The organism is Teichococcus wenyumeiae, from assembly GCF_003696345.1.
In the GTDB taxonomy this organism is placed as follows: Bacteria; Pseudomonadota; Alphaproteobacteria; order Acetobacterales; family Acetobacteraceae; genus Pseudoroseomonas; species Pseudoroseomonas wenyumeiae.
The window spans coordinates 23,501-43,131 of record NZ_RFLX01000001.1; the positions used below are offsets into that span (position 1 = coordinate 23,501).

The 19,631-nt window shown below is 71.4% G+C and carries 15 protein-coding genes; 2 read left to right on the plus strand and 13 right to left on the minus strand.

All coding sequences use genetic code 11. The features are described from left to right. Nucleotides 1-38: 38 nt before the first annotated feature. From EBE87_RS00130 to EBE87_RS00190, 13 genes are all read right to left on the minus strand, one after another. Nucleotides 39-2,378 (minus strand): helicase-related protein, encoded by a 2,340-nt coding sequence (locus tag EBE87_RS00130; RefSeq protein WP_233559995.1) that lies wholly within the window; start codon nt 2,376-2,378, stop codon nt 39-41. 215 nt (nt 2,379-2,593) lie between these two features. Beyond that, nucleotides 2,594-3,103 (minus strand): YdcF family protein, encoded by a 510-nt coding sequence (locus EBE87_RS00135; RefSeq protein ID WP_233553435.1) that lies wholly within the window; start codon nt 3,101-3,103, stop codon nt 2,594-2,596. Then, nucleotides 3,100-4,344 (minus strand): class I SAM-dependent methyltransferase, encoded by a 1,245-nt coding sequence (locus EBE87_RS00140; RefSeq protein ID WP_120640600.1) that lies wholly within the window; start codon nt 4,342-4,344, stop codon nt 3,100-3,102. The genes EBE87_RS00135 and EBE87_RS00140 overlap by 4 nt, the downstream gene beginning before the upstream one ends. A gap of 177 nt (nt 4,345-4,521) precedes the next feature. Continuing rightward, nucleotides 4,522-5,136 (minus strand): N-carbamoylsarcosine amidohydrolase, encoded by a 615-nt coding sequence (locus tag EBE87_RS00145; protein ID WP_120640601.1) that lies wholly within the window; start codon nt 5,134-5,136, stop codon nt 4,522-4,524. Nucleotides 5,137-5,241: 105 nt separating this feature from the next. Continuing rightward, the gene (gene rsmA / locus EBE87_RS00150; RefSeq protein WP_120640602.1) at nt 5,242-6,072 is read right to left on the minus strand and encodes a 16S rRNA (adenine(1518)-N(6)/adenine(1519)-N(6))-dimethyltransferase RsmA; all 831 of its coding nucleotides are present in this window, start codon (nt 6,070-6,072) and stop codon (nt 5,242-5,244) included. 11 nt (nt 6,073-6,083) lie between these two features. Next, nucleotides 6,084-7,412, minus strand: a complete 1,329-nt coding sequence (locus EBE87_RS00155; RefSeq protein WP_233553436.1) for a peptidylprolyl isomerase — start codon at nt 7,410-7,412, stop codon at nt 6,084-6,086. Nucleotides 7,413-7,507: 95 nt separating this feature from the next. Further along, nucleotides 7,508-9,967, minus strand: a complete 2,460-nt coding sequence (locus EBE87_RS00160) for an LPS-assembly protein LptD (RefSeq protein WP_122139805.1) — start codon at nt 9,965-9,967, stop codon at nt 7,508-7,510. Nucleotides 9,968-10,105: 138 nt separating this feature from the next. Further along, entirely contained in the window at nt 10,106-11,215 is a 1,110-nt protein-coding gene (lptG, locus tag EBE87_RS00165; protein WP_120639398.1) for an LPS export ABC transporter permease LptG, read from the minus strand. A gap of 7 nt (nt 11,216-11,222) precedes the next feature. Further along, nucleotides 11,223-12,419, minus strand: a complete 1,197-nt coding sequence (lptF, locus tag EBE87_RS00170) for an LPS export ABC transporter permease LptF (RefSeq protein ID WP_120639397.1) — start codon at nt 12,417-12,419, stop codon at nt 11,223-11,225. Nucleotides 12,420-12,513: 94 nt separating this feature from the next. After that, nucleotides 12,514-13,581, minus strand: a complete 1,068-nt coding sequence (locus EBE87_RS00175) for an ABC transporter ATP-binding protein (RefSeq protein WP_120639396.1) — start codon at nt 13,579-13,581, stop codon at nt 12,514-12,516. Next, nucleotides 13,578-15,788, minus strand: coding sequence for an ABC transporter permease (locus EBE87_RS00180; RefSeq protein WP_120639395.1), 2,211 nt, complete (start codon nt 15,786-15,788; stop codon nt 13,578-13,580). Before EBE87_RS00180 ends, EBE87_RS00175 begins: the two co-directional genes overlap by 4 nt. A gap of 36 nt (nt 15,789-15,824) precedes the next feature. Next, nucleotides 15,825-16,859 (minus strand): ABC transporter substrate-binding protein, encoded by a 1,035-nt coding sequence (locus EBE87_RS00185; protein WP_120639394.1) that lies wholly within the window; start codon nt 16,857-16,859, stop codon nt 15,825-15,827. A gap of 97 nt (nt 16,860-16,956) precedes the next feature. Continuing rightward, nucleotides 16,957-17,952 carry an NADPH:quinone reductase gene (locus tag EBE87_RS00190; RefSeq protein ID WP_120639393.1) on the minus strand — a complete coding sequence of 332 codons (996 nt, stop codon included), beginning with the start codon at nt 17,950-17,952 and terminating at the stop codon, nt 16,957-16,959. 239 nt (nt 17,953-18,191) lie between these two features. Here EBE87_RS00190 and EBE87_RS00195 point away from each other — a divergent pair, with 239 nt between their 5' ends. Together EBE87_RS00195 and EBE87_RS00200 are read left to right on the plus strand one after the other, a co-directional pair. Continuing rightward, nucleotides 18,192-19,157 (plus strand): hydroxymethylglutaryl-CoA lyase, encoded by a 966-nt coding sequence (locus EBE87_RS00195; RefSeq protein WP_120639392.1) that lies wholly within the window; start codon nt 18,192-18,194, stop codon nt 19,155-19,157. 89 nt (nt 19,158-19,246) lie between these two features. Further along, complete coding sequence (locus tag EBE87_RS00200; protein ID WP_120639399.1) at nt 19,247-19,630, plus strand: ester cyclase; 384 nt, start codon at nt 19,247-19,249, stop codon at nt 19,628-19,630. The last annotated feature ends 1 nt before the right edge of the window (nt 19,631 follow it).

Here is a 19,631-nt window from a genome sequence, read left to right on the forward strand (position 1 = left end):
AGAAGAAGGGGTTTGGGGAATTCATTCCCCAACCTTCCTTACCCCGCCAGCGCCGTGCGCCCGCGCCGCTGCTGCCGCAGCACATCCTCGATCCAGTTGTCCAGCCGCGCCGTCTCGGCTTCCGCCCGCTCGAAATCCGGGTAGGCCATGGGGAAGCGCAGCGCCAGCCAGCGCCAGGCGACGAGGCGCTTGTGCACCTTCTCGCCACGCTGCAGTTCCTCGCCCGTCGCCTGGTCCGGCGCCGGCAGGCGGCCGGCGGAGGGCGGCACCACGGCGCGGCCGGCGGCATGGTCCACCGCCCAGCGCGCCAGGCGCTGGATGCCGTTGTCCCGCTCATCCACCGGGCAGAGGGCGTAGGTCCAGCGGTCCATCAGCGACAGGCCGACGCCATCGATGGCAGAGGCGATGGCCTGAGTCTGCGTCATGTCGGCCAGGCGGTAGTTCGGGTCGTCCAGCCGCAGCACCGCGCGCTTGATGCGCGCCAGCACGCCGAAGAGGCTGTCGGAGCCGATCTCATTGGCGACCGCGCGGACGATATCGGCATCCGGCTGCACCTGCGGGCGCAGTTCCTCCGGCGGGGCCGGCGGGCTGTGCAGCAGGTGGCGCACGAAGTCGGGGCTGCCGGCGCCGGCCAGCACGGCCACCACGCCTTCCTCATACTTGCCGAAGCGGCCGGCGCGGCCGCCGATCTGCTTGATCTCCTGCGCGTTCAGGTCGCGCCGGCCCTCGCCGTCGAATTTCTTCAGCGTGGAGAAGATGATGCGGCGGATCGGCAGGTTGAGGCCCATGCCGATGGCATCCGTCGCCACCACGATATCGGCCTCGCCATTGCGGAAGCGGGCGGCCTCGGCGCGGCGCACCTCGGGGGAGAGCGCGCCGTAGATCACCGCCACGCGCCGGCCGCGCCGCACCAGCTCGGCCCGCAGGTCCAGCACGTCGCGGCGGGAGAAGGCGATCAGCGCGTCGCCCGGGCGCAGTTCGGAAAGCCCCACCGGGTTGGTGGCGGCGCGCAGCGGGCCCTTGCGCTCCAGCGAGACTTTTTCGACCTCATCGCCGCAAAGCTGGGCGATGCGCTCCACCATCGGGACGCATTCGGGGGCGCCAAGAACAAAAACCTCGCGCGCCGGCACGCCCATGATGGCGGCGGTCCAGGCGGCGCCGCGGTCGCGGTCGTGCAGCAGCTGCGCCTCGTCCACGATGGCGACATCGACGGGGTTGTGCAGCGGGCACATCTCCACCGTGGCGGCCAAGTGGCGGCTGCCGGGGATGGTGATGCGCTCCTCGCCCGTGGCCAGCGAGGCATCGACGCCACGCTGCCCCAGCGCCTCGCGGAACTCATGCGCCAGCAGGCGGAGCGGGGCGAGCGCGTAGCCGTTCTCGGCACTGGCCAGTCGGTCCAGCGCGGTATGGCTCTTGCCGCTGTTGGTGGGGCCGGTGACCAGCGTGATGCGCCGCTTCAGCGCCCGCGCGGTGGCGAAGTGGGCCGCATAGCGGTCCAGCGCCGCGACGCGCGCGATGGCGGCATTGCCGACGCGGGTCAGCGGGGTGGGCGCGTCCCGCTTGGCGCCCCGGGCATCGGCGGCATCCTGCTCCACCCGGCGCCAGCCGGCGACCTCGCCCTTGAGCGGGATGATCTCGGCCGGGTCGAATTCCCAGCGCTCCCGCCCGCCGCGCTCGCGCTGCTTGCGCGCCACCGGCAGCAGGCCGGCGCCGGCCCAGCGCAGCGCCTCCTTGGGCGTGCAGCCCAGCAGGCCGGGGATGCCCTCGATGCCGACGAGGCTCTTTTCCCAGGCCTTCAGCCGCGCCACTTCCTCGCGCCGGCGGGCACGGGCGGCCTGCTCGGCGGAGCGCAGCTCGGCACGGCGGCGGTCCTCGGCGCGGATGGCGGCGGCCACGAAGCCGGCGGTGGCCGCGCGGTCCATGCCATGCGCATGGGCCACCTGCTGCGCCAGGGTGGCGTGGCGGTCGGCCGGCAGCATGTGGCCGGTGGCTTCCAGCAGCTCGGAGGAAATGGCGTCCAGCGCCGCCTCCGGCGTGGCGCCGGCGGCGCGCAGCCGGGCGGCGATCACCTCGCGCAGTTCCTCGCGCAGCCCCTCTTCACCGATCTCGGGGTCGGTCACGCGGCCGGCGGCGGCCTCGGCATCGGCGCGGCGCACCCAGCTTTCGCCGAAGCGGTTCGCGAGGTCCAGCAACCGGCCGGTCCAGGCCTTGCGGCGAACCTGGCACAGGGCTTCCGCCACCGCCTCTTGATCGGCCGGCATGCGGCGGGAGACGAGCCGCACCAGTTGCGGCATCTCCCGCTGCTCGACCCGAAGCCCTGCCGCCGCGATGGCGGCCTCGGCCGGGTTGGCCAGGGATTCGGTCGTGTAATCGTCCAAACTCTCATCCTCCAGGCGCGGGCCGGAGGCGGCGCGCCGTGCGTCTATCAGTAGGTCTGCCGTAAACGGGAAACGGGGCGAGTGGCTGCATCGCGCCACCGCTGCGAAAGGCCACCAAAGGGTGGCCGCCGCGTCATCGCACCGCTTTTACAACAAATAGGCATGCCGTCCAGAAATTCACGTCCGCGAATGGCGGGGTTGCGCCCGCGCCGGGGCTAGCGGCGGAAGCGGGCCCAGAGGCCCAGGGCCAAGTCCACCGGCAGGGCGGCTCCTTCCCGTGCCCGCCACCACCAGCGGTCCCGCCATTCCATCGCGGCCTCGGGCGGCGGGGCGGCGCGGGCGGGCAGGCCCATCAGCCGCAGCAGCATCACGCAGCGCGGCAGGTGGTAGCCGCTGCTGGCGGCCCAGACCGGCCCCCGGTGTCCCCGCAGCAGCGCGGCGCAGGCGCGGGCGGAGGAGAGCGTATCCACCGCCGTGGGCTCCTGCCGGATGGAATCCGCCGGCACGCCCAGGTCCTGCAGCAGCCGCGCCATGACCACCGACTCGGGCGGGCCGTGCCGGCCCTGGCCGCCGGTCGGCATGTAGAGCGGGTCTTGCAGCGCCTCGCCGAAGCGCACCGCCGCCTGCACCCGGCGGCGCAGCGTCAGGCTGGGGCCGCCATCGGGGCGCACGGCGGCCCCGAAGATGATGATGACAGGCCGCTGCTCCAGCCCGGGGTCGCTCAAGCGGGCGCGGCCAGCAGCAGGCGGTTGAAGGGCTCCAGCGCCGCCCGCAGCGCCGCGAAGTCCCGCAGGAAGGCTTCCTGCGTGACGCCATTGGCCGCCAGCGCCTCCCCGATCGCGCCGATGCTGCGGCGCCCGTCGATGCGGGAGAGGATGGCCGAGGCCAGCCGGGGCATGGGCACGCCCAGGCGGATGTCATCGAAGGCGATGCGCAGCATGCCATCCGCCGGGATGCCCTTGGCCAGCATGGCGCCGTCGATTTCCCGCAGCACGGGCACGGAGGCGAGGTCGTCCCAGGCCGGCTGCGGCGGCGCCTCGCCCGCGCGGGTGCAGTAGGCGATATGGATGCCCATGTTGCCGGTGATGGATTCCGCCAGCGCCGCCCGCTGCACCGGGGTCATGCCCGCCGTGCGGGCGCGCAGGCGCGGGTCCGGCAGGTAGCGGTCGGGGTCGTAGCGGCCGGGCTCCAGGAAGCAGCGCAGTTGCAGCCCGGCGCCCTCGATCAGCGCCGCCAACTGCGGCACCGTGAAGGCCACGTCGCGCGGGTTCAGCAGCAGGTCGTAGAGCCCGGCATCGCCGCCGCGGATGTGGTCGTCGATCCAGGGGTTGCGGCGCAGCCAGGCGGTTTCCGGCAGGTGCTTCCAGAGACGCTTGGCCACTTCCACCCGCTCCGGCGGCGCCTCGGTATCCGGGGCCAGCTGGCGCAGCGCGTCCTGCAGCATATAGACGCCGGTGCGGCCATGCGGGGCATAGACCATCAACCCGATGCCGCCGTCCGGCGCCAGCGCCCCGGCCAGGGCACTGAGCCCCGCCGCCGGGTCCGGCAGGTGGTGCAGCACGCCGCAGCAGTCGATGTAGTCGAACGCGCCCAGCCCCGCCGTCGGCAGGTCCAGCAGAGAGCCGGAGATGAAGCGGATATTGGAGAGGCCGCGCACGGCGGCGCGCTCCTCCGCCACCTTGCGGGCGGCGGCGGAGCGGTCGAGCCAGGTCACCTCCCCCGGCCTTCCGGCGCTGGCCAGTTGCTGCGCCAGCATCATGGTGCCGTCGCCGCTGCCGCCGCCGGCCATCAGCGCCCGCAGGGGCTGCGATGCGGGGCGGCGGGCCCCGAAGACCCAGTGGTCGATTTCCAGCAGATGGCTGGGGCTGCCGACGATCAGCCGCTTCGCCTCGTCCCGCGGCTGGCGGGCGGGATAGGGATAGGCCTCGTATTGCGCGGCGAGGCGGGAATCGGTCGCATCCTGCATGGCGGCAGGGATAAGCGAAGCCCGGCCGCCGCGCCAGCGAGGCTTTTACGGCGGGCATGGCACCCCCATCTGGCGGAGATGCCATCCATGTCCACGCTGTCCCGAATCGTCCTGGTGCTGCTGGTGATCAGCGCCCTGGTGCAGATCCTGCGCTACGCCTGGGGCTGAGCCAGGGCCTCAGTTGAGGCCGCGCAGCTCCTCCAGCGTCATCAGGTCCGCGTATTTCTGGCCCATGTCGAAGAGGTTCGCCTCATGCGGGCCCAGGGCGCGGTCGCCGACGCAATCCGTCATCACCACGGTGCGGAAACTGTGGCTGCAGGAATCCACCACCGTGGCGCGCACGCAGCCGGAGGTGGTGCAGCCCGCCACCAGCACCGTATCCACCCGGCGGAAGGCCAGCCAGCCAGCCAGATCGGTGCCGAAGAAGGCGCTGGCATTGCGCTTGCGGACCACCAGCTCACCCTTCTCCGGCGTCAGTTCCGGCACGATCTGGGACAGCGGGCTGGTTTCGGTCAGGTTCAGCAGCGGCGGCATCTTGGTGGCGAAGGCGCCGGCATCGGAACCGTCATCGGCATAGACCACGCGGGTATGGGCCACGGGCCAACCGCGCGCGCGGGCCAGGGCCAGCAGTTCCACGGTCTTCTCGATGGCGGCGTCGATATTGCCGCCGCCGAAATGTGCCGGGTCGGTGAAGCCCTTCACGAAATCCACCACCACCACGGCGGGCGCCACGCCCAGGCCGAGCTTCTTGCCGAAGCCCTGGCGCTGATAGATATCCAGATCGTCACTCATGCTGCGGTCCCTGTTCCGGCCTCGTCACACCGCAACACGATGCCGGGCTATGCCGGCCGCACCAAGAGCATGGCGCCGGATTCTTTGCGGATTCCGGCGCGGGCCTCAGGCCACACGCGCCACCAGCAGCCTGGCGAGCCGGTCGAATTCCGCGACGCTCAACGTCTCGGCCCGCCGCGTGGGCTCGATGCCGCCGGCGGACAGCAGCGCATCCGACTCGCCCAGCGACTTCAGGCTGGAGCGCAGCATCTTGCGGCGCTGGCCGAAGGCGGCGGCGGTCAGGCGCTCCATGGCCGCCAGCAGTTCCGGCCCCGGGTCCTCCGCATGCGGCACCAGATGCACCACGGCGGACCAGACCTTGGGCGGCGGGCTGAAGGCGCCGGGCGGCAGGCGCATCGCCATGCGGCAGGAACAGCGCCATTGGGAGAGCACGGAAAGCCGGCCATAGGCGTCAGTGTCCGGCGCAGCGCAGATCCGCTCGGCCACCTCCTGCTGGAACATCAGGGTCAGGCTCTCGAAGAGCGCGGCCTGCTTCAGCCAGCCGATCAGCAGCGGCGTGCCGACGTTATAGGGCAGGTTGGCCACCACGCGGCGCGGCGACTCGGGCAGCAGCGCCAGGGTATCGGCCTTCATGGCGTCACCCTCCACCACCGTCAGGCGGCCGGGATAGGCCTGGGCCAGTTCCTCCTGCGCCGCGATGGCACGGCGGTCCAGCTCCACCGCCACCACGCGGGCGGCGGGGCTTTCCAGCAGCGCGCGGGTCAGGCCGCCAGGGCCGGGCCCGACCTCCAGCACCACGCGCCCATCCAGCGGCGCGGCAATGGCGGCGATGCGGGCGCAGACATGCGGGTCCAGCAGGAAGTGCTGGCCCAGCGACTTGCGCGCCGCCAGACCATGCTTGGCGACGGTGTCCCGCAGATCCGGCAGCACCGGCATGGCGGGGGCCGTCAGCTCCGCTGCTCGATCGTGGCGCGGCGGCGCAGGTCGCGCTGCAGCTGGCGGGAGATCAGTTCCACCCGGTCGCGCAGGATCTGGCTGCGCGCCTGGTCCGGCGTCAGCTCGGCCAGGTTGCGGGCTTCCTTGGTGCAGACCGCGATCACCATCACGCCTTCCGGGGTGATGATGGGCTGGCTGCCCCGGCCCAGCGGCAGGGCGGCGATCAGGTCGCGCAACTGCGGCGGCTGCATGGTGTCCAGCCGCACCGCGCCGGGGTCGGCCGGGCGGCTGCCATTGCGGCCGGCGGCCTCGACGGTGGCGCAGCTCTTGTCCTGCAGGGTGCGGGCCCGCTCCACCGCGTCGCGCTGCTGCTGCGTCGGGTTCTGCGGGTCCAGGGCGCTGGTGAAGGGGTAGAAGGCCTGGCGCAGCGTCACCAGGGTCGCCATCTCCCGCCCCGTCTCGCGCTTCTGGCGCAGCGCGACGATCTGGAAGCCGCCGGGCACGCGCGTGGGATTGGCGATGGCGCCCTGCGGCATGCGCTGCAGCAGGCTGGCCACGGCCGGGTCGAATTCATCCGGCCGCACCCAGCCCATGTCGCCGCCCTGCAGCGCCGTCTGGCTCTGGCTGAACTGCGTGGCGGCCGCCGGGAAGGGCACGCCGCGCCGCAGCTGGCCCACCACGTCATCCACGAAGCGCCGCACCTCGGGCTCCGAGCCGGGCTCGTCCACCGGGATGAAGATCTCGGAGACCAGGTATTCCGGCTCTCCGGTGCGCGCCTTGTGGGCGGCGACGAAGTCATCGACCTCACGCGGCGTGATCTCGCCCTGGGCGCCCAGCATGGCGCGCAGCAGGCGCGACCAGCCGATCTGGGCCCGGATCTGGTCGTACAGCGCGCGCGGCTCGACGCCGGAGGCGCGGAGCTGCGCCGCCAGACCGCCCTGCGGCAGCCCGTTGCGGCTCTCGATGTCGCGCACCGCCTCACCCACCTCGTCGTCACCGACGAGGATGCGGCGGCGCTGCACCTCCTGCATCCGCAGCCGCTCGTCGATCAGCAGGCGCGTGACCTGCGGCGTCAGGCGGGCCAGCACCTCGCTATTCGCCCCCATGCCGCTGTTGAGCGCGAAGAGGCGGGCGCGGTTGGTGATCTCGTTGGCGGTGACGACATCGCCATTGACCACCGCGATGATGCGGTTGGTCTGCGCCACGGCCTGCCCTGCTTCTGGCCAGGCCATGGGCGCCAGCACCGCCGGGCCAGCCAGCAGGAGGGCCAGCGGCAGGACACGGCTGGCGCCGCGGAGGAGGCGCCGCATGGAAGGGCGGGGGGAGGTGGTGGCACGCATGAGGGTTTCCTAGCGCAGATCGCGCGGCGGCGAAATCACATGGCGTTTCGGGAAGTGTCCCGGCAGGGGGGAGGCTGCCCTCCCCCGCGCGGGGGTCAGATGGCCCGGAAGCCGAAATCGCCGATCGTCTTGAAGCCGATCCGGAAGAGCAGCGTCTCGCCCGAAGGGTAATAGTTGTTGATGTCGGACTGCTCCGCCCAGTCACGCTGATAGCTGGCGTTGAAGACCAGGCACTCATCCTCATAGGTCAGGTTGACGCCGGCGGCGACCGGCCTGTCCCGCTGGATGTCGTAGCGGCCAAAGGCGCCGGCCCGCCAGTAAGTGCCCAGGCGGGCGCTGACGCCGCCGCCGACCTCGTTCCGGTCCTGCCGCGGCGTCAGGATCAGCGCCGGGTTGGGTGTGGTGAAGAGATAGGTGGCGGAGACGCTGATCGGCCCCAGGCCGACCCGCGCGATCGTCTCGGTCAGGCGGTTGCTCAGGGTATCCTTGTCCAAGCGGGCGCGGGCCAGCACGTCGAGCCAGGGCACCGGGGAGAGCCGCAGCCGCCCGACCCAGTCGGAGGCGCGGTCCTCGACGCCGGAGCCCTTGTAGAAGACATCCTCCTCGCTGGCGCGGAAGGAACGGCCCACCAGTGCCTCGGCCTGCCCGCCATTGGGGAAGAACCAGGCGCCGCGCATGGCCGCGTCGATGCGGGTGCCGCCTTCCTGCCGGTCCCGCCCGGTGAAGCGGTTCAGGGCGAAGAGATTGGCATCGGTGAACTCGAAGGCGATGCTGTCTTCGTTGGGGATATTGGTCTGGCGGCCGGTGCTCGGGCCGGTGACCAGCTGCACATGCGGCTCCAGGAGCTGGCTGCCATATTCCCCGGCGCTGCGCACGAAAGGCATGCGCCAGTCCAGGGCGACGCGGAGATTGCCGTTGCCGGTGGTGATGCTGTTCCGGTCCGCGAAGTTCGGCGCCTGGTCCAGATGATCGGCCGAGATGCCATAGAGGTCCATCTGGCTGCGCAGGGTCCAGATGCCGCCGAAGCGGTCCAGCTTCGGCAGGTTGTAGGTGGCGCGGGAGGTCAGGCGGCGGGTGTCGGTGCCCTCGTCGCGGAAGACCACGAAGGCGCCGGCATCGAGCGTCAGGTAGCCGCCCAGCGAATCGCGCGGATAGGCGTATTCGGCATAGGCATTCGGCAGCACCAGCGGGATGACCGCCTTGTCGTCGACATCGTTCAGGCTCTGGTAGGCGCGGGCATCGACGCGGGCATAGCCCTCGCTGCCCCAGAAGCCTTCCAGATAGACATCCGAGGTCAGCACGCGCGGCGCGCTGTAGCGCCAAGCGCGCAGATAGGCCTGGCTGCTGGCGCGGTTCAGGTTGAAGCCGGTGCGCCAGTGCTCATCCAGCGCGAACTGGCCGCTGCTGTAGATATGGGCGCCGAGGCCCTTGTCGTTCTCGGCGATATTGCCGCCGGAGAGGTTGCCGGCGGAGGCGGAGAGATTGAGCGTGCCGCTGTTGAAGCGCCGCCGGTAGTCCAGCCCCAGCCCCGGATATTCCTGGGTGGCGAAGGTCGGCCGCAGCGTCATGTCCTGGCTGCCGTCGATCGCCCAGTAATAAGGGATCTGCACGAAGGGGCCGAGGAAGGTGCTGTTGCCCAGGATCGGCGTCAGGAAACCCGACTGGCGCGGCACCGAGGGGTCGGGATGCGACAGATAAGGCGTGTAGAGCACCGGCCAGCCGCCCATCTCGAGCGTGGCGTCGCGGTAGCGCAGCCGCTGCTCTTCCTTATCATGGGTGGCGATGCGGGCGCGCACCTGCCAGAGCGGCGGCGCGGTGGGATCGTCGGCGCAAAGGTCGCAGGAGGAATAAACCACCCGCGCCATGTCCACGATATTGCCGTTGGTGCGGGTGGCGCCGGTGGCCGCCAGCTTGCCGTTCTGCGCCAGCCGGGCCCGCAGCCCCTCCACCACGCCGTTGCGCATGTCGCCGGTCAGCTCGGCGCGGTTGGCGAAGGTCACCTGCCCGTCCGGCTCCAGCAGCTGCACATTGCCTTCGGCGACGGCGACGCCGGTCTCGCGGTTATAGGTGAAGGTATCGGCGCGCAGGATGCGCTCGTTCTGCCAGGCCTCCACCTTGCCGCGGGCGGTCACCAGGTTCTTGTCCTGGTCGTATTCCACCTCGTCGGCCGTGAAGGTCACGGGCGATTCGCGGTCATTGGCGGGGGCCGGTGCCGGCGCGGCGGCGGCCGTGGGCGGCGCCGTGCCGGGGATGGCGGGCGTGGAAAGCTCGCCCCCCGCCGGCGTGCCGGAGCCGCTGCCCGGGTTGGCGACGCCCAGGTCCTGGGTCGCGCCCCCGCCCAGGGCGCCGGTGCCCAGCCCCACCCCGGCGCCCGAGGCGCCCGAGGCGCCGGAGCCCAGCGTCGATTGGGCAAAAGCGCCGCCCGGCAACAGGAGGGCCGGCCAAAGCGCGGCGCCTCCCAGCAGAACGGCGCGCCAATGCGGCCCGCGCCGGGCGTGGCGCCGCGTGGTGATCCCGGCCGGAAGGTTCCCGGCGCCGTGCGTGGCTCGGTGCATGGCCCCTGAATAGCCCGTTACCGGGACGGCGACGAGAGGGCGCTTAGGGCCTGTCATGTTTCAGCCTGGCGACGCGACATCATGGCCACGCCACCGCCCGATCACTTTCCCGTCACGCCCAGGCTTGCAAGCCTGGGCTCAGCCGTCTTCCAGATGCAGCAGCAGCGCCAGCGCCAGCATCAGACCGGCCAGCGAGGGCACCCAGGCCGCCAGCTCCACCGGCAGGTTGCCGGCCTGGCCGAATTCCTCCGCCACCTTGTCCAGCAGGAACAGCGAGAAGCCGGCGGCGACGCCGAGGCCCAGCGTGCGCGCCACGTCGCCCCGCCGCGACTGCCGCATGGAGAAGCCCGCCGCCATCAGCGCCATGGCAGCCGAGAGCAGCGGCAGGGAGAGCAGCGAATGGAAGTGCAGCCGGTGCCGGATGGCCGAGAAACCGGAGCTTTCCAGCACCTGGATGAATTCCGGCAGGGCCCAGAAGGACAGGGTATCGGGGCTGGCGAAGCTTTCCTCGATGCGGTCCGCGGTGAGCGTCGTCGGCACCACCAGCATCGCCGGCGCGCCGGGCTGGCGGTTGGCGCCGAAGGTCACGGCATTCTCCAGCGTCCAGGCGCCCTCGGCCAGCCGGGCGGCGGGGGCCTCCACCCGCTCCAGCGGCCGGTCGGTGGGGGAAAGGCGCCAGAGCGAGACATCGCGCAGCAGGAAGCTGCCGCGCCCCAGTTCCGGCCGCCCGGCCATGATGATGGTGCCGCCGGGGTCCAGCCCCACATCCGCCTGCCGCAGCCAGAGCCGCCCGCCCGAGAGCATGGCGGGGCCGGAGGCATTGCGCAGATAGGTGGCGTCCAGCCGCTCGGCCCGGGAGAACATGGCGGCCGAGAGTGGCGAGACCACGGTGATGGAGAGCACGCCGAGGCAGACCGCCACCAGCACCGGCCCCGCCAGGAAGCCCCAGGCCGAGACTCCCGCCGCCCGCGCCACCACCAGTTCGGAGGACCGGGCGAGGCGCCAGAAGGCGATGATGCCGCCCAGCAGGATGCCGAAGGGCAGGATCTGCAGCATCACATAGGGCAGCCGCAGCCCGGCGATGGTCAGCACCAGCCCGAAGCCGGCATCGGCGCGGGTGGCGGCACGGCGCAGCAGCTCGATGAAGTCGAACAGCGCCACGAGCCCGGTCAGCGCCAGGATCATGATGATGGCCATGGTGGCGAAGCGGCGCGCCACATAGGCCGAAAGGGTCAGGGCAAAGGGCATGGGGCGCTCAGGACAGGCGTGGGCCGGGCGCGTTGCCCAGGGAAGGTTCCTCGCCGCCCAGCTCCGGCGGCAGGCGCGGCCGCCGCCGGGGCAGGCCGGGCGAGCCCAGCAGCACCCAGAGCGCGCCGATCGCCGGCAGCACCACCTGCAGCCAGATCAACGGAATGAACATGTTGTCGCGTGCCGCCGCATTGCCCGCCGCCAGCCCAAGGGCCAGCAGCGTCACCACGATGCCGACGCCGATGGCCGCCGGGCGCGAGTCGCCATGGCGGCGGAAGGCGGAGGAAAGCGCTGTGGCCAGGGCCACCAGCGCATAGGCCAGGGCGGTGAAGGGCGAGGAGAGGCGCTGATGCGCCTCGGCGCGGAACTTGCGGAGGTCGCGCTCGGGCAGGTTCTCGGCCGGGTCGGGGTGCAGCAGCTCGCCCACGAAGCGCTCCCGCGAGTCGCGGTTGCGGCTGGCCTCCTGCTGGGAGCGGGAGGAGGCGGCGAGGTCGAGGCTGTTTTCCTCGAAGGTCAGCACGGACAGCCGCGGGCCTGGGCTGGGCGCGCCGGGCGGCGACTGCTCCATGGTCTGGCGCACGCCGTTCTGCAGCGTCACGCGCGGGCCGCGCGGGGTGGAGACCAGCCGGCCGCGCTCCGCCATGATGGTCACGGGGGCGGCGGGGTTGCGCTGGTCATGCACCATGATGCCGTAGAGGGTGCCGTCCGGGTCCCGCCGGCGGGCATAGACCGTCAGGTCGTCGCCCAGCGAGCTGAAGACACCTTCCTGCACCAGGATGGCGGCCATCTCGTTGCGGATCTCGAACTGCCATTCGCGGAAGGCGGCATGGCTGACCGGCACCAACCAGAGCTGCAGGAACAGGCAGAGCGCGGTGGAGAGCGTCGCCACCATCAGCGCCGGCCGGGACAGCCGCCAGTCGGAGAGGCCGGCCGCGCGCATCACCACCAGCTCCCGGTCCCCGGCCAGCCTGACATAGGTGAAGAGCGTCACCACGAAGGTGGTGATGGGCAGGATGACGGCGACGAATGAGGGCAGCAGCAGCCCGGTCAGCTCCACGAAGACTGCGGGCGAGAGGCCGCGGTCCAGCACCAGCTCAATGAAGCGGAGGCTCTGGGTCAGCCAAACCAGGGCGGCCAGGCCCACCGTGACGGCCACCAGGCCGACGGCAAGCTGGCGGAAGAGGTAGCGGTCGAGGCGGTTCATGTGGCGGCAGGATACCCCCGGCGGGCGGTCCAGGGAAATGGCCGCACCGGCCGCCGGTCAATCGCCTAACCCCGCCGCCCTGCCAAGGGGCGTTTCACGCCGGCAATACGGCGACGCCCCGCTGGCCGAGGCTGAGGCCCACTTCCTCCCCCACCCCGCGCGGGCGGCTGGTCTCGGGGTCGATCACGAAGACCTCGCCGGCCTCGGTGGCCAGGGTATATTCCATCAGCCCGCCCAGATAGGCGGCCTTGGCCACCTTGCCGCGCAGAACGGCCGAAGGATCGGTGGCATCCAGCAGCGAGACCGCCTCAGGCCGCACCGCCAGCCGCACCGCGCCCTCCGCCGCGCCGCGATGCGGCAGGGAGAGCGTGGCGGAGCCGATGGTCACCCGCGCCATCGCCCCCTCGCGGTGGGAGAGCGTGGCGGGCAGCCGGTTGGCCTCGCCCACGAAGCCGGCGACGAAATCGCTGGCCGGAGACTCGTAGAGGTCGCGCGGCGTGCCTTCCTGGGCGATCACCGCCTGGTTCATCACGATCACCTTGTCGGAGATCGCCAGGGCCTCGGCCTGGTCATGCGTCACATAGGCGACGGTGACGCCGAGCCGCTGCTGCAGGTCACGGATCTCCTCCCGCATCTTGCGGCGCAGCCGGGCATCGAGGTTGGACAGCGGCTCGTCGAACAACAGCACCGCCGGCTCCAGCACCAGGGCGCGCGCCACCGCCACGCGCTGCTGCTGGCCGCCGGAGAGTTCCGACGGCAGCCGCTCCTCGAAGCCGGAGAGGCCGACCGAGGCCAGCGCGGCCCGCGCCGCCTCCCGCACCCGCGCCTTGGGCTGGCGGGAGATGGTGAGGCCGTAGCCCACATTCTCCAGCACGTTCATGTGCGGGAAGAGGGCATAGGATTGGAAGACCATGGACACGTCGCGCTCGGCCGGCGGCAGGGCGGAGACATCCTTGCCGCCGATCAGCACGCGGCCCTCGGAAGGGTATTCCAGCCCGGCGATCATCCGCAGCGTGGTGGTCTTGCCGCAGCCGGAGGGGCCGAGCAGCGTGCAGAGCGTGCCCGCCGGAATGGTGAAGGAGACGTTGTTCACCGCCACGGCGCTGCTGCCGGGGTAGCGCTTGATGACATTCTCGAAGCGGACTTCGGCGGCGCGGCTCATGCGATGGCTCCGGGAACAGGCGCGGCGGCGACAGGGGTGGCGGCAGCGGCGGCGCGGCGGCCGATGCGGCGGCGGCCGACCGCCAGGTTCATCACCCCCAGCACCGCCAGCATCAGCACGATCAGCGCCAGCGAGGTGGAGATGGCGAGGCCGTAGTCGCCGTTGATGATGCGGTTGACGATGAAGACGGTCGCCAGCTCGGTTTCGGCGGTCACCAGGAAGATGACGGCGGAGACGGTGGTCATGGCGCGCACAAAGGAATAGGTCAGCCCCGCCACGATGGCCGGCCGCAGCAGCGGCAACACCACGCGGCGGAAGGCGTCCAGCCCGCCGCCGCCGAGCGTATGGGAGGCTTCGTCCAGCGAGCCGTCGATCTGCGCCATGGCCGCCATGCCGGAGCGCAGGCCCACCGGCAGGTTCCGGAACACGAAGCAGGCGACGATGATGGCGCCCGTCCCGGCCAGTTCCAGCGGCGGCAGGTTGAAGGCGGCGAGATAGGCCACGCCGATCACCGTGCCCGGCACCGCGAAGGACAGCAGGGTGGCGAATTCCAGCATCCCCTTCCCCGCGAAGCGGGTGCGGGAAAACAGCCAGGCAGCCAGGATGCCCAGCACCGCCGTGATGGGGGCGGAGATGGCGGCCAGTTCCAGCGTGGTCAGCACGCTGTTCCAGGCGAGGCCGGTGAACTGCCCGCCCTCGATGGAGAAGGCCTTCACGAAGTGGCGCAGGGTCGGCGTGTAGTCGCGGCCCCAGACCTCGACGAAGCCGCCCAGGAAGGCGAGCAGGTAGAGGCCGACCGTCAGCGCCGTCCAGGTGCCGGCGACGATCAGGCAGAGCCGGCGCACGCCGCGCGGCAGCGGCGGCGGCAGGCCGGCATCGCCCTTGCCGGAAATGGAGACATAGGATTTCCGCGCCGTCAGCCGCTGCTGCAGGAAGAAGACCACCAGGGTCAGCACCAGCAGCACCAGGGACAGCGAGGCGGCACGCCCGGCATCGGCCTGGGCGCCCACCACCGCGAAGAAGATCTCGGTGGCGAGCACATTGAAGGACCCGCCGAGCACCACGGCATTGCCGAAATCGGCGATGCTTTCCACAAAGCCCAGCAGGAAGGCATTGGCCAGGCCCGGCAGCAGCAGCGGCAGGGTGATGGTGCGGAAGGTGGCGCGCTCATCCGCCCGCAGGGTCTGGGAAGCTTCCTCCAGCGTCGGCGAAAGCCCCTCCACCACCCCGATCAGCACCAGGAAGGCGATGGGGGTGAAGGCGAAGAGCTGCGCCAGCAGCAGGCCCGGCAGGCCGTAGATCCAGCGCCCCAGCTCGATGCCAAACCAGGCCGAGGCGGCCTGGGAGAGCAGGCCGGAGCGGCCGAAGATCAGGATCAGCCCGAGGCCGAGAATGAAGGGCGGCGTGACGATCGGCAGCACCGTCATCCAGCGCAGCGGCGCCGGGTAGCGCAGCCGCCCGCGCGTCACCAGCAGCGCGAAGGCGAGGCCCAGCGCCGTGGTGCCCGCCGCCGTCAGCAGCGCCAGCAGCAGGGTGTTCCAGACAACGCCGCAGCGCGGCGCGCCGGCCAGGCAGCCCAGGCCCCAGAGCCGGTCGTCCATCAGCCGCGTCACGGCCGAGGAGGGCGCAAAGGCGCCGCTCATGTCGCGGAAGGCGCCGGCCATCATCTGCGCGATGGGCAGCGCGGTGAAGACCAGGATCGAGACGGTGAGCACCACCGCCACGGTGGCGGTGAAGGCATCGCCCCGGAAGGCGCCGCGCCCGGCCAGGCCCGCCGCCAGCAGCACGCAAAGGGCGCAGGAGACGACGGTGCCGCCCCAGCCGATGCCGTATTGCCGCAGCTCCGTCTCGCCAAAGGCCGCTTCCAGCCAGGGGGCCATCCAGCCGCGCGGGCCGATGCTCCAGCCCTGCGCCGCCAGCAGCCCCAGCCCCAGCCCGCCCGCCGCCAGGAACAGCCAGGAGCGCGCGGGGCGGGAGAGCGGCAGCAGCGCCGCCGCCAGCCCCAGGACCGGCGCCAGCACCGCCGGCCAGAGCCACCAGCGGCCCTCGGCCAGGATCAGGCCCGGGGCGGGGGCGCCGTCCGGGTCCGTCAGCCAGCCACCATCGGCATAGGAGAGAACCCCGATGCCGTCCTGCACCAGATACCAGGGCAGCAGCAGGGCGGCGATCAGCGCGAGGGCGCTGGACCAGAGGCCGGCGGAACGCATGGCGGCGGAGCCTTCGGGCTATTTAATGAGGGTGCTTCAGCGCGGCAGGCTGTTCACCTCGCGGTCCCAGCGCTCGATCAGCCGGCGGCGCTCGTCGGAGGAACCGTATTTGGCGAAGTCGTAGTCGATCAGCTTGATCTGATCCATCTTCGGCGCCTCGGCCGGGATGGGGGTGTTGCGGTTCGACGGCGTCTGGAAGGACTTGGCCTCGGCGCCGATCTGCTGCGCCGCCGGGCTCAGGGCCCAGTCGTAGAAGCGCTTGGCGTTCCGCTCGTTGCGGGCGCCGGCGACGATGGACATGGAGCCGATCTCGTAGCCCGTGCCCTCGCAGGGGACGACATACTGCACCGGGAAGCCGCCCAGCCGCTCCGTCACCGCGTCATGCACGAAGGAGATGGAAACACCAGTCTCGCCGCGCGCCACCGACTTGATCGGGCCGGTGCCGGAGCGGGGATAGGCATTGACGTTGCGGTGCAGGCCCTTGAGGTAGTCGAAGGCCTGATCCTCGCCCATCAGCTGCACCATGGTGGCGATCATGACATAGGCGGTGCCGCTGGACTGCGGGTTGGCCATCTGGATCTCGCCCTTGAAGCGGGCATCCAGCAGATCCTTCCAGCAGGCGGGGGCGGCGATATTGCGCTTGCCCAGCAACTCCGGGTTGTAGCCGAAGCCCATGGCGCCGGCGTAGATGCCAACCGTGCGGTAGCCGCTCTGCTCGGCCTGCTTGCGGGCCCAGTCATGCAGCTGGTCCAGCATGGGGGAGCGGTAGACAGCCGAGAGCTTGTCTTCCGCCATCTGCAGGTGCGGGTCGCCGGTGCCGCCGTACCAGACATCGCCGCGCGGGTTCTGCGCCTCGGCGCGGATCTGCGCCAGCACCTCGCCGCTGCCCTTCTGGGACATGTTCACGCGGATGCCGGTTTCCTTGGCGAAGGCATTGGCCGCCGCCTGGCACCACTCCACCTGCGCGGAGCAGTAGACATTCAGCGAGCCCTGGGCCGCCGCCGGCAGCGCGCCGAGGGTCAGCGTGGCCGCCACGGTGGCGGCCAGTGTGAAGAAATGACGCGACAGCATCAGGCGGATCCTCCTGGAGTCCCCTCACGAAAGGGGGGAACGTCCTGCGGCGGAGGAATGCAATAAATCTGTCACATAAGCAATTCTGCGACTCGGCTCAGGCCAGCATTACCAGCACCTTTCCGGGGGCGCCGCCGGCCTCCACCGCCTCATGCGCCTCGGCAATCCGCGCCAGCGGAAAGCGTGGCCCGATGCGGTGGCGCAGGGTGCCGTGCGCCAGCCCCTCCGTCGTGGCGGCGATGGCGGCGCGGTGCGCTTCCTCCCCCATCGTATAGACCAGGACGAAGTCCAGCCGGGCGTTCAGGTTCAGGAGCTGGCGGAAGGGAATGGCGGGTTCCAGCCCCGCATCGGATGCATAGGTGACGATGCTGCCGCCGCGCTTCAGCACCCGCAGCACATCCGGCAGGTTGGCGGCGAAATTGACATCAATGACGCGGTCGATGCCCCGCCCCTCCACATCGCCGCAGAAGCTCGCCACGCGGGCGGGCACATCCTCCTCCCGCCGGTTGATGGCCAGCACGGCGCCGGCGGCCAGGGCGGCCTCGGCCTGGGCCGCGCTGCTGACGGTGGCCACCACCCGCGCGCCCGCCCGGGCGGCGAACTGGATGGCATAGAAGCCCACCGCCCCCGCCCCGCCCGTCACCAGCAGCACCTGCCCCGCCACCGGCCCGCCGCCGAAGACGCAGCGATGCGCCGTCAGCGCCGGCACGCCCAGGGCGGCGCCTGCCTCGAAGCTGGTATTCTCCGGCAGCGGCACCGCCTGCGCCGCCGGCAGCGCGACATATTCGGCGGCGGTGCCGAAGGCGCGGCCTAGCTGCGCCTCATAGAGCCAGACGCGCTGGCCGATGCGGCCGGGTTCCACCCCCGGCCCCACGGCCTCGACCACGCCGGCGCCATCCTGGTGCGGCACGATGCGCGGCCAGGGATTGGCCCGCGCCCCCTTGCCGGCCCGCGTCTTGGTATCGGAAGGGTTCACGCCGCTGACATGCACGCGCACCAGCACCTCGCCGGGGCCGGGCTCCGGCCGCGGCATCTCGCCCACCGTCAGCACCGCGCGCGCCGCGCCCGCCTCTTCGTACCATGCCGCCTTCATGGCTTTCCTCCGCCTGTCGCGCCCATGGTGCCGCCACGTTCTGTCGCTGGCCATCGGGAGAAACCGGCGGTGCAACTGCTGTGCCCGCCCGGCACAGCCGCCGCCGGGCTTGACCGGCCTGCCCTTCCCCACCCATCCTTCAACAAACAGAACTTCATTCCGCACAACAGAACGGCATGCATGGCAGGGAACTAGGCTCTGGATTCCCGCCTCGCCCCGTTGCCCGAGGAGCGCCTGACATGAGCGACCTGCCCGCCACCGTCGACATCCTGGAGGAAGGGCCGCGCGAGGGCTTCCAGATCGAGCCCGGACCCATCGCCACCGCGGACAAGATCGCGCTGATCGACGCCCTTTCGGCTACCGGGCTGAAGCGCATCCAGGTGGCTTCCTTTGTCAGCCCCAAGCTGGTGCCGGGCTGGGCGGATGCCGAGGATGTGGTGGCCGGCTTCACGCCGCGCCCCGGCGTGGATTACGTGGCGCTCTGGCTGAACCCCAAGGGGCTGGACCGCGTGCTGCGTTTCCGGGACCGGCTGGCCATCACCGGCTCCATCAGCATCAGCGCCTCCGAGGCCTTCTCGAAGCGCAACCTCAACCGAGACCAGGCGGGGCAGCTGGAGGCGATGCGCACCAGCATCGCGGCCCACCGGGCGCAGGGCGTGGCGGTGACGCGCATCAGCGTCATGGCGGCCTTCGGCTGCAACTTCCAGGGCGATGTCACGGTGCCGCAGGCCGTCTCGGCCCTGGCCGGCGCCATGGCCCTGGCGGAGGAAACCGGCAGCAGCATCGACCGCATCGTGCTGGCGGATTCCATGGGTTGGGCCAATCCCGGCCATGTGGAACGGCTGGTGGGCGCGGTGCGGGAGCGCTGGCCGGAGCCGCGCCTGACGTTGCACCTGCATGACACGCGCGGCCTGGGCATCGCCAATGCCCATGCCGGGCTGCGCATGGGCGTCAGCGCCTTCGACGCGGCGGTGGGGGGCCTCGGCGGCTGCCCCTTCGCCGCGCATCCCGGCGCCCCGGGCAATATCGCGACGGAGGAGCTGGTGCTGCTCTGCGAGGAACTGGGCATCCGCACCGGCGTGGACCTCGAGGCCCTGCTGGAAGCCGGCGCCCTGGCCGAGCGCATCGTCGGCCACCGGCTGCCCAGCGCCCTGCTGCGCGGCGGCGGGCTGGCGCCGCTGCGGCAACAGGCGGCGGTCGGCTAGGCCCCCTTTCCCCAGGCCGGAGGTGGAGAGAGGCTCAACCCGGCGCAGGCGCCCAGATTCCAGATCAAGGAGTACCTCGCTTGGCCGACATGCCGCTCCCTGACCTCTACCGCGCCTATATCGACTGCCTGAACCGGCGGGACTGGGCGGAGCTTGGCCGGTATGTCGGCGGCGATGTCGAGCATAACGGCCGCCCGCTCGGGCTCGCGGGCTACCGCGACATGCTCGTCAAGGACGTCGAGGAAATCCCTGATCTCCGCTTCCGCATCGGCCTCCTGGTCTGCGAGCCGCCGCGCGTCGCGGCCCGGCTCCTGTTCCACTGCACACCCAGGGGCCGGTTCCTTGGCCTGAGGGTCGATGGGCGGCAGGTCTCCTTCACCGAGAATGTCTTCTACGCGTATCGGGACAGCAGGATCGCATCGGTCTGGTCGGTCATCGACAAGGCGGCAATCGAGGCCCAGATCGGGGCGTAGC

Bases quoted from the DNA above. Each gene is read 5' to 3' on its own strand.
- EBE87_RS00160 (WP_122139805.1), bottom strand. From the start codon at position 9,967: ATGCACCGAGCCACGCACGGCGCCGGGAACCTTCCGGCCGGGATCACC.
- EBE87_RS00190 (WP_120639393.1), bottom strand. From the start codon at position 17,952: ATGAAGGCGGCATGGTACGAAGAGGCGGGCGCGGCGCGCGCGGTGCTG.
- EBE87_RS00195 (WP_120639392.1), top strand. From the start codon at position 18,192: ATGAGCGACCTGCCCGCCACCGTCGACATCCTGGAGGAAGGGCCGCGC.
- EBE87_RS00140 (WP_120640600.1), bottom strand. From the start codon at position 4,344: ATGCAGGATGCGACCGATTCCCGCCTCGCCGCGCAATACGAGGCCTAT.
- EBE87_RS00185 (WP_120639394.1), bottom strand. From the start codon at position 16,859: ATGCTGTCGCGTCATTTCTTCACACTGGCCGCCACCGTGGCGGCCACG.
- lptG (WP_120639398.1), bottom strand. From the start codon at position 11,215: ATGCCCTTTGCCCTGACCCTTTCGGCCTATGTGGCGCGCCGCTTCGCC.
- EBE87_RS00145 (WP_120640601.1), bottom strand. From the start codon at position 5,136: ATGAGTGACGATCTGGATATCTATCAGCGCCAGGGCTTCGGCAAGAAG.
- lptF (WP_120639397.1), bottom strand. From the start codon at position 12,419: ATGAACCGCCTCGACCGCTACCTCTTCCGCCAGCTTGCCGTCGGCCTG.
- EBE87_RS00200 (WP_120639399.1), top strand. From the start codon at position 19,247: ATGCCGCTCCCTGACCTCTACCGCGCCTATATCGACTGCCTGAACCGG.
- rsmA (WP_120640602.1), bottom strand. From the start codon at position 6,072: ATGCCGGTGCTGCCGGATCTGCGGGACACCGTCGCCAAGCATGGTCTG.
- EBE87_RS00155 (WP_233553436.1), bottom strand. From the start codon at position 7,412: ATGCGTGCCACCACCTCCCCCCGCCCTTCCATGCGGCGCCTCCTCCGC.
- EBE87_RS00175 (WP_120639396.1), bottom strand. From the start codon at position 13,581: ATGAGCCGCGCCGCCGAAGTCCGCTTCGAGAATGTCATCAAGCGCTAC.
- EBE87_RS00180 (WP_120639395.1), bottom strand. From the start codon at position 15,788: ATGCGTTCCGCCGGCCTCTGGTCCAGCGCCCTCGCGCTGATCGCCGCC.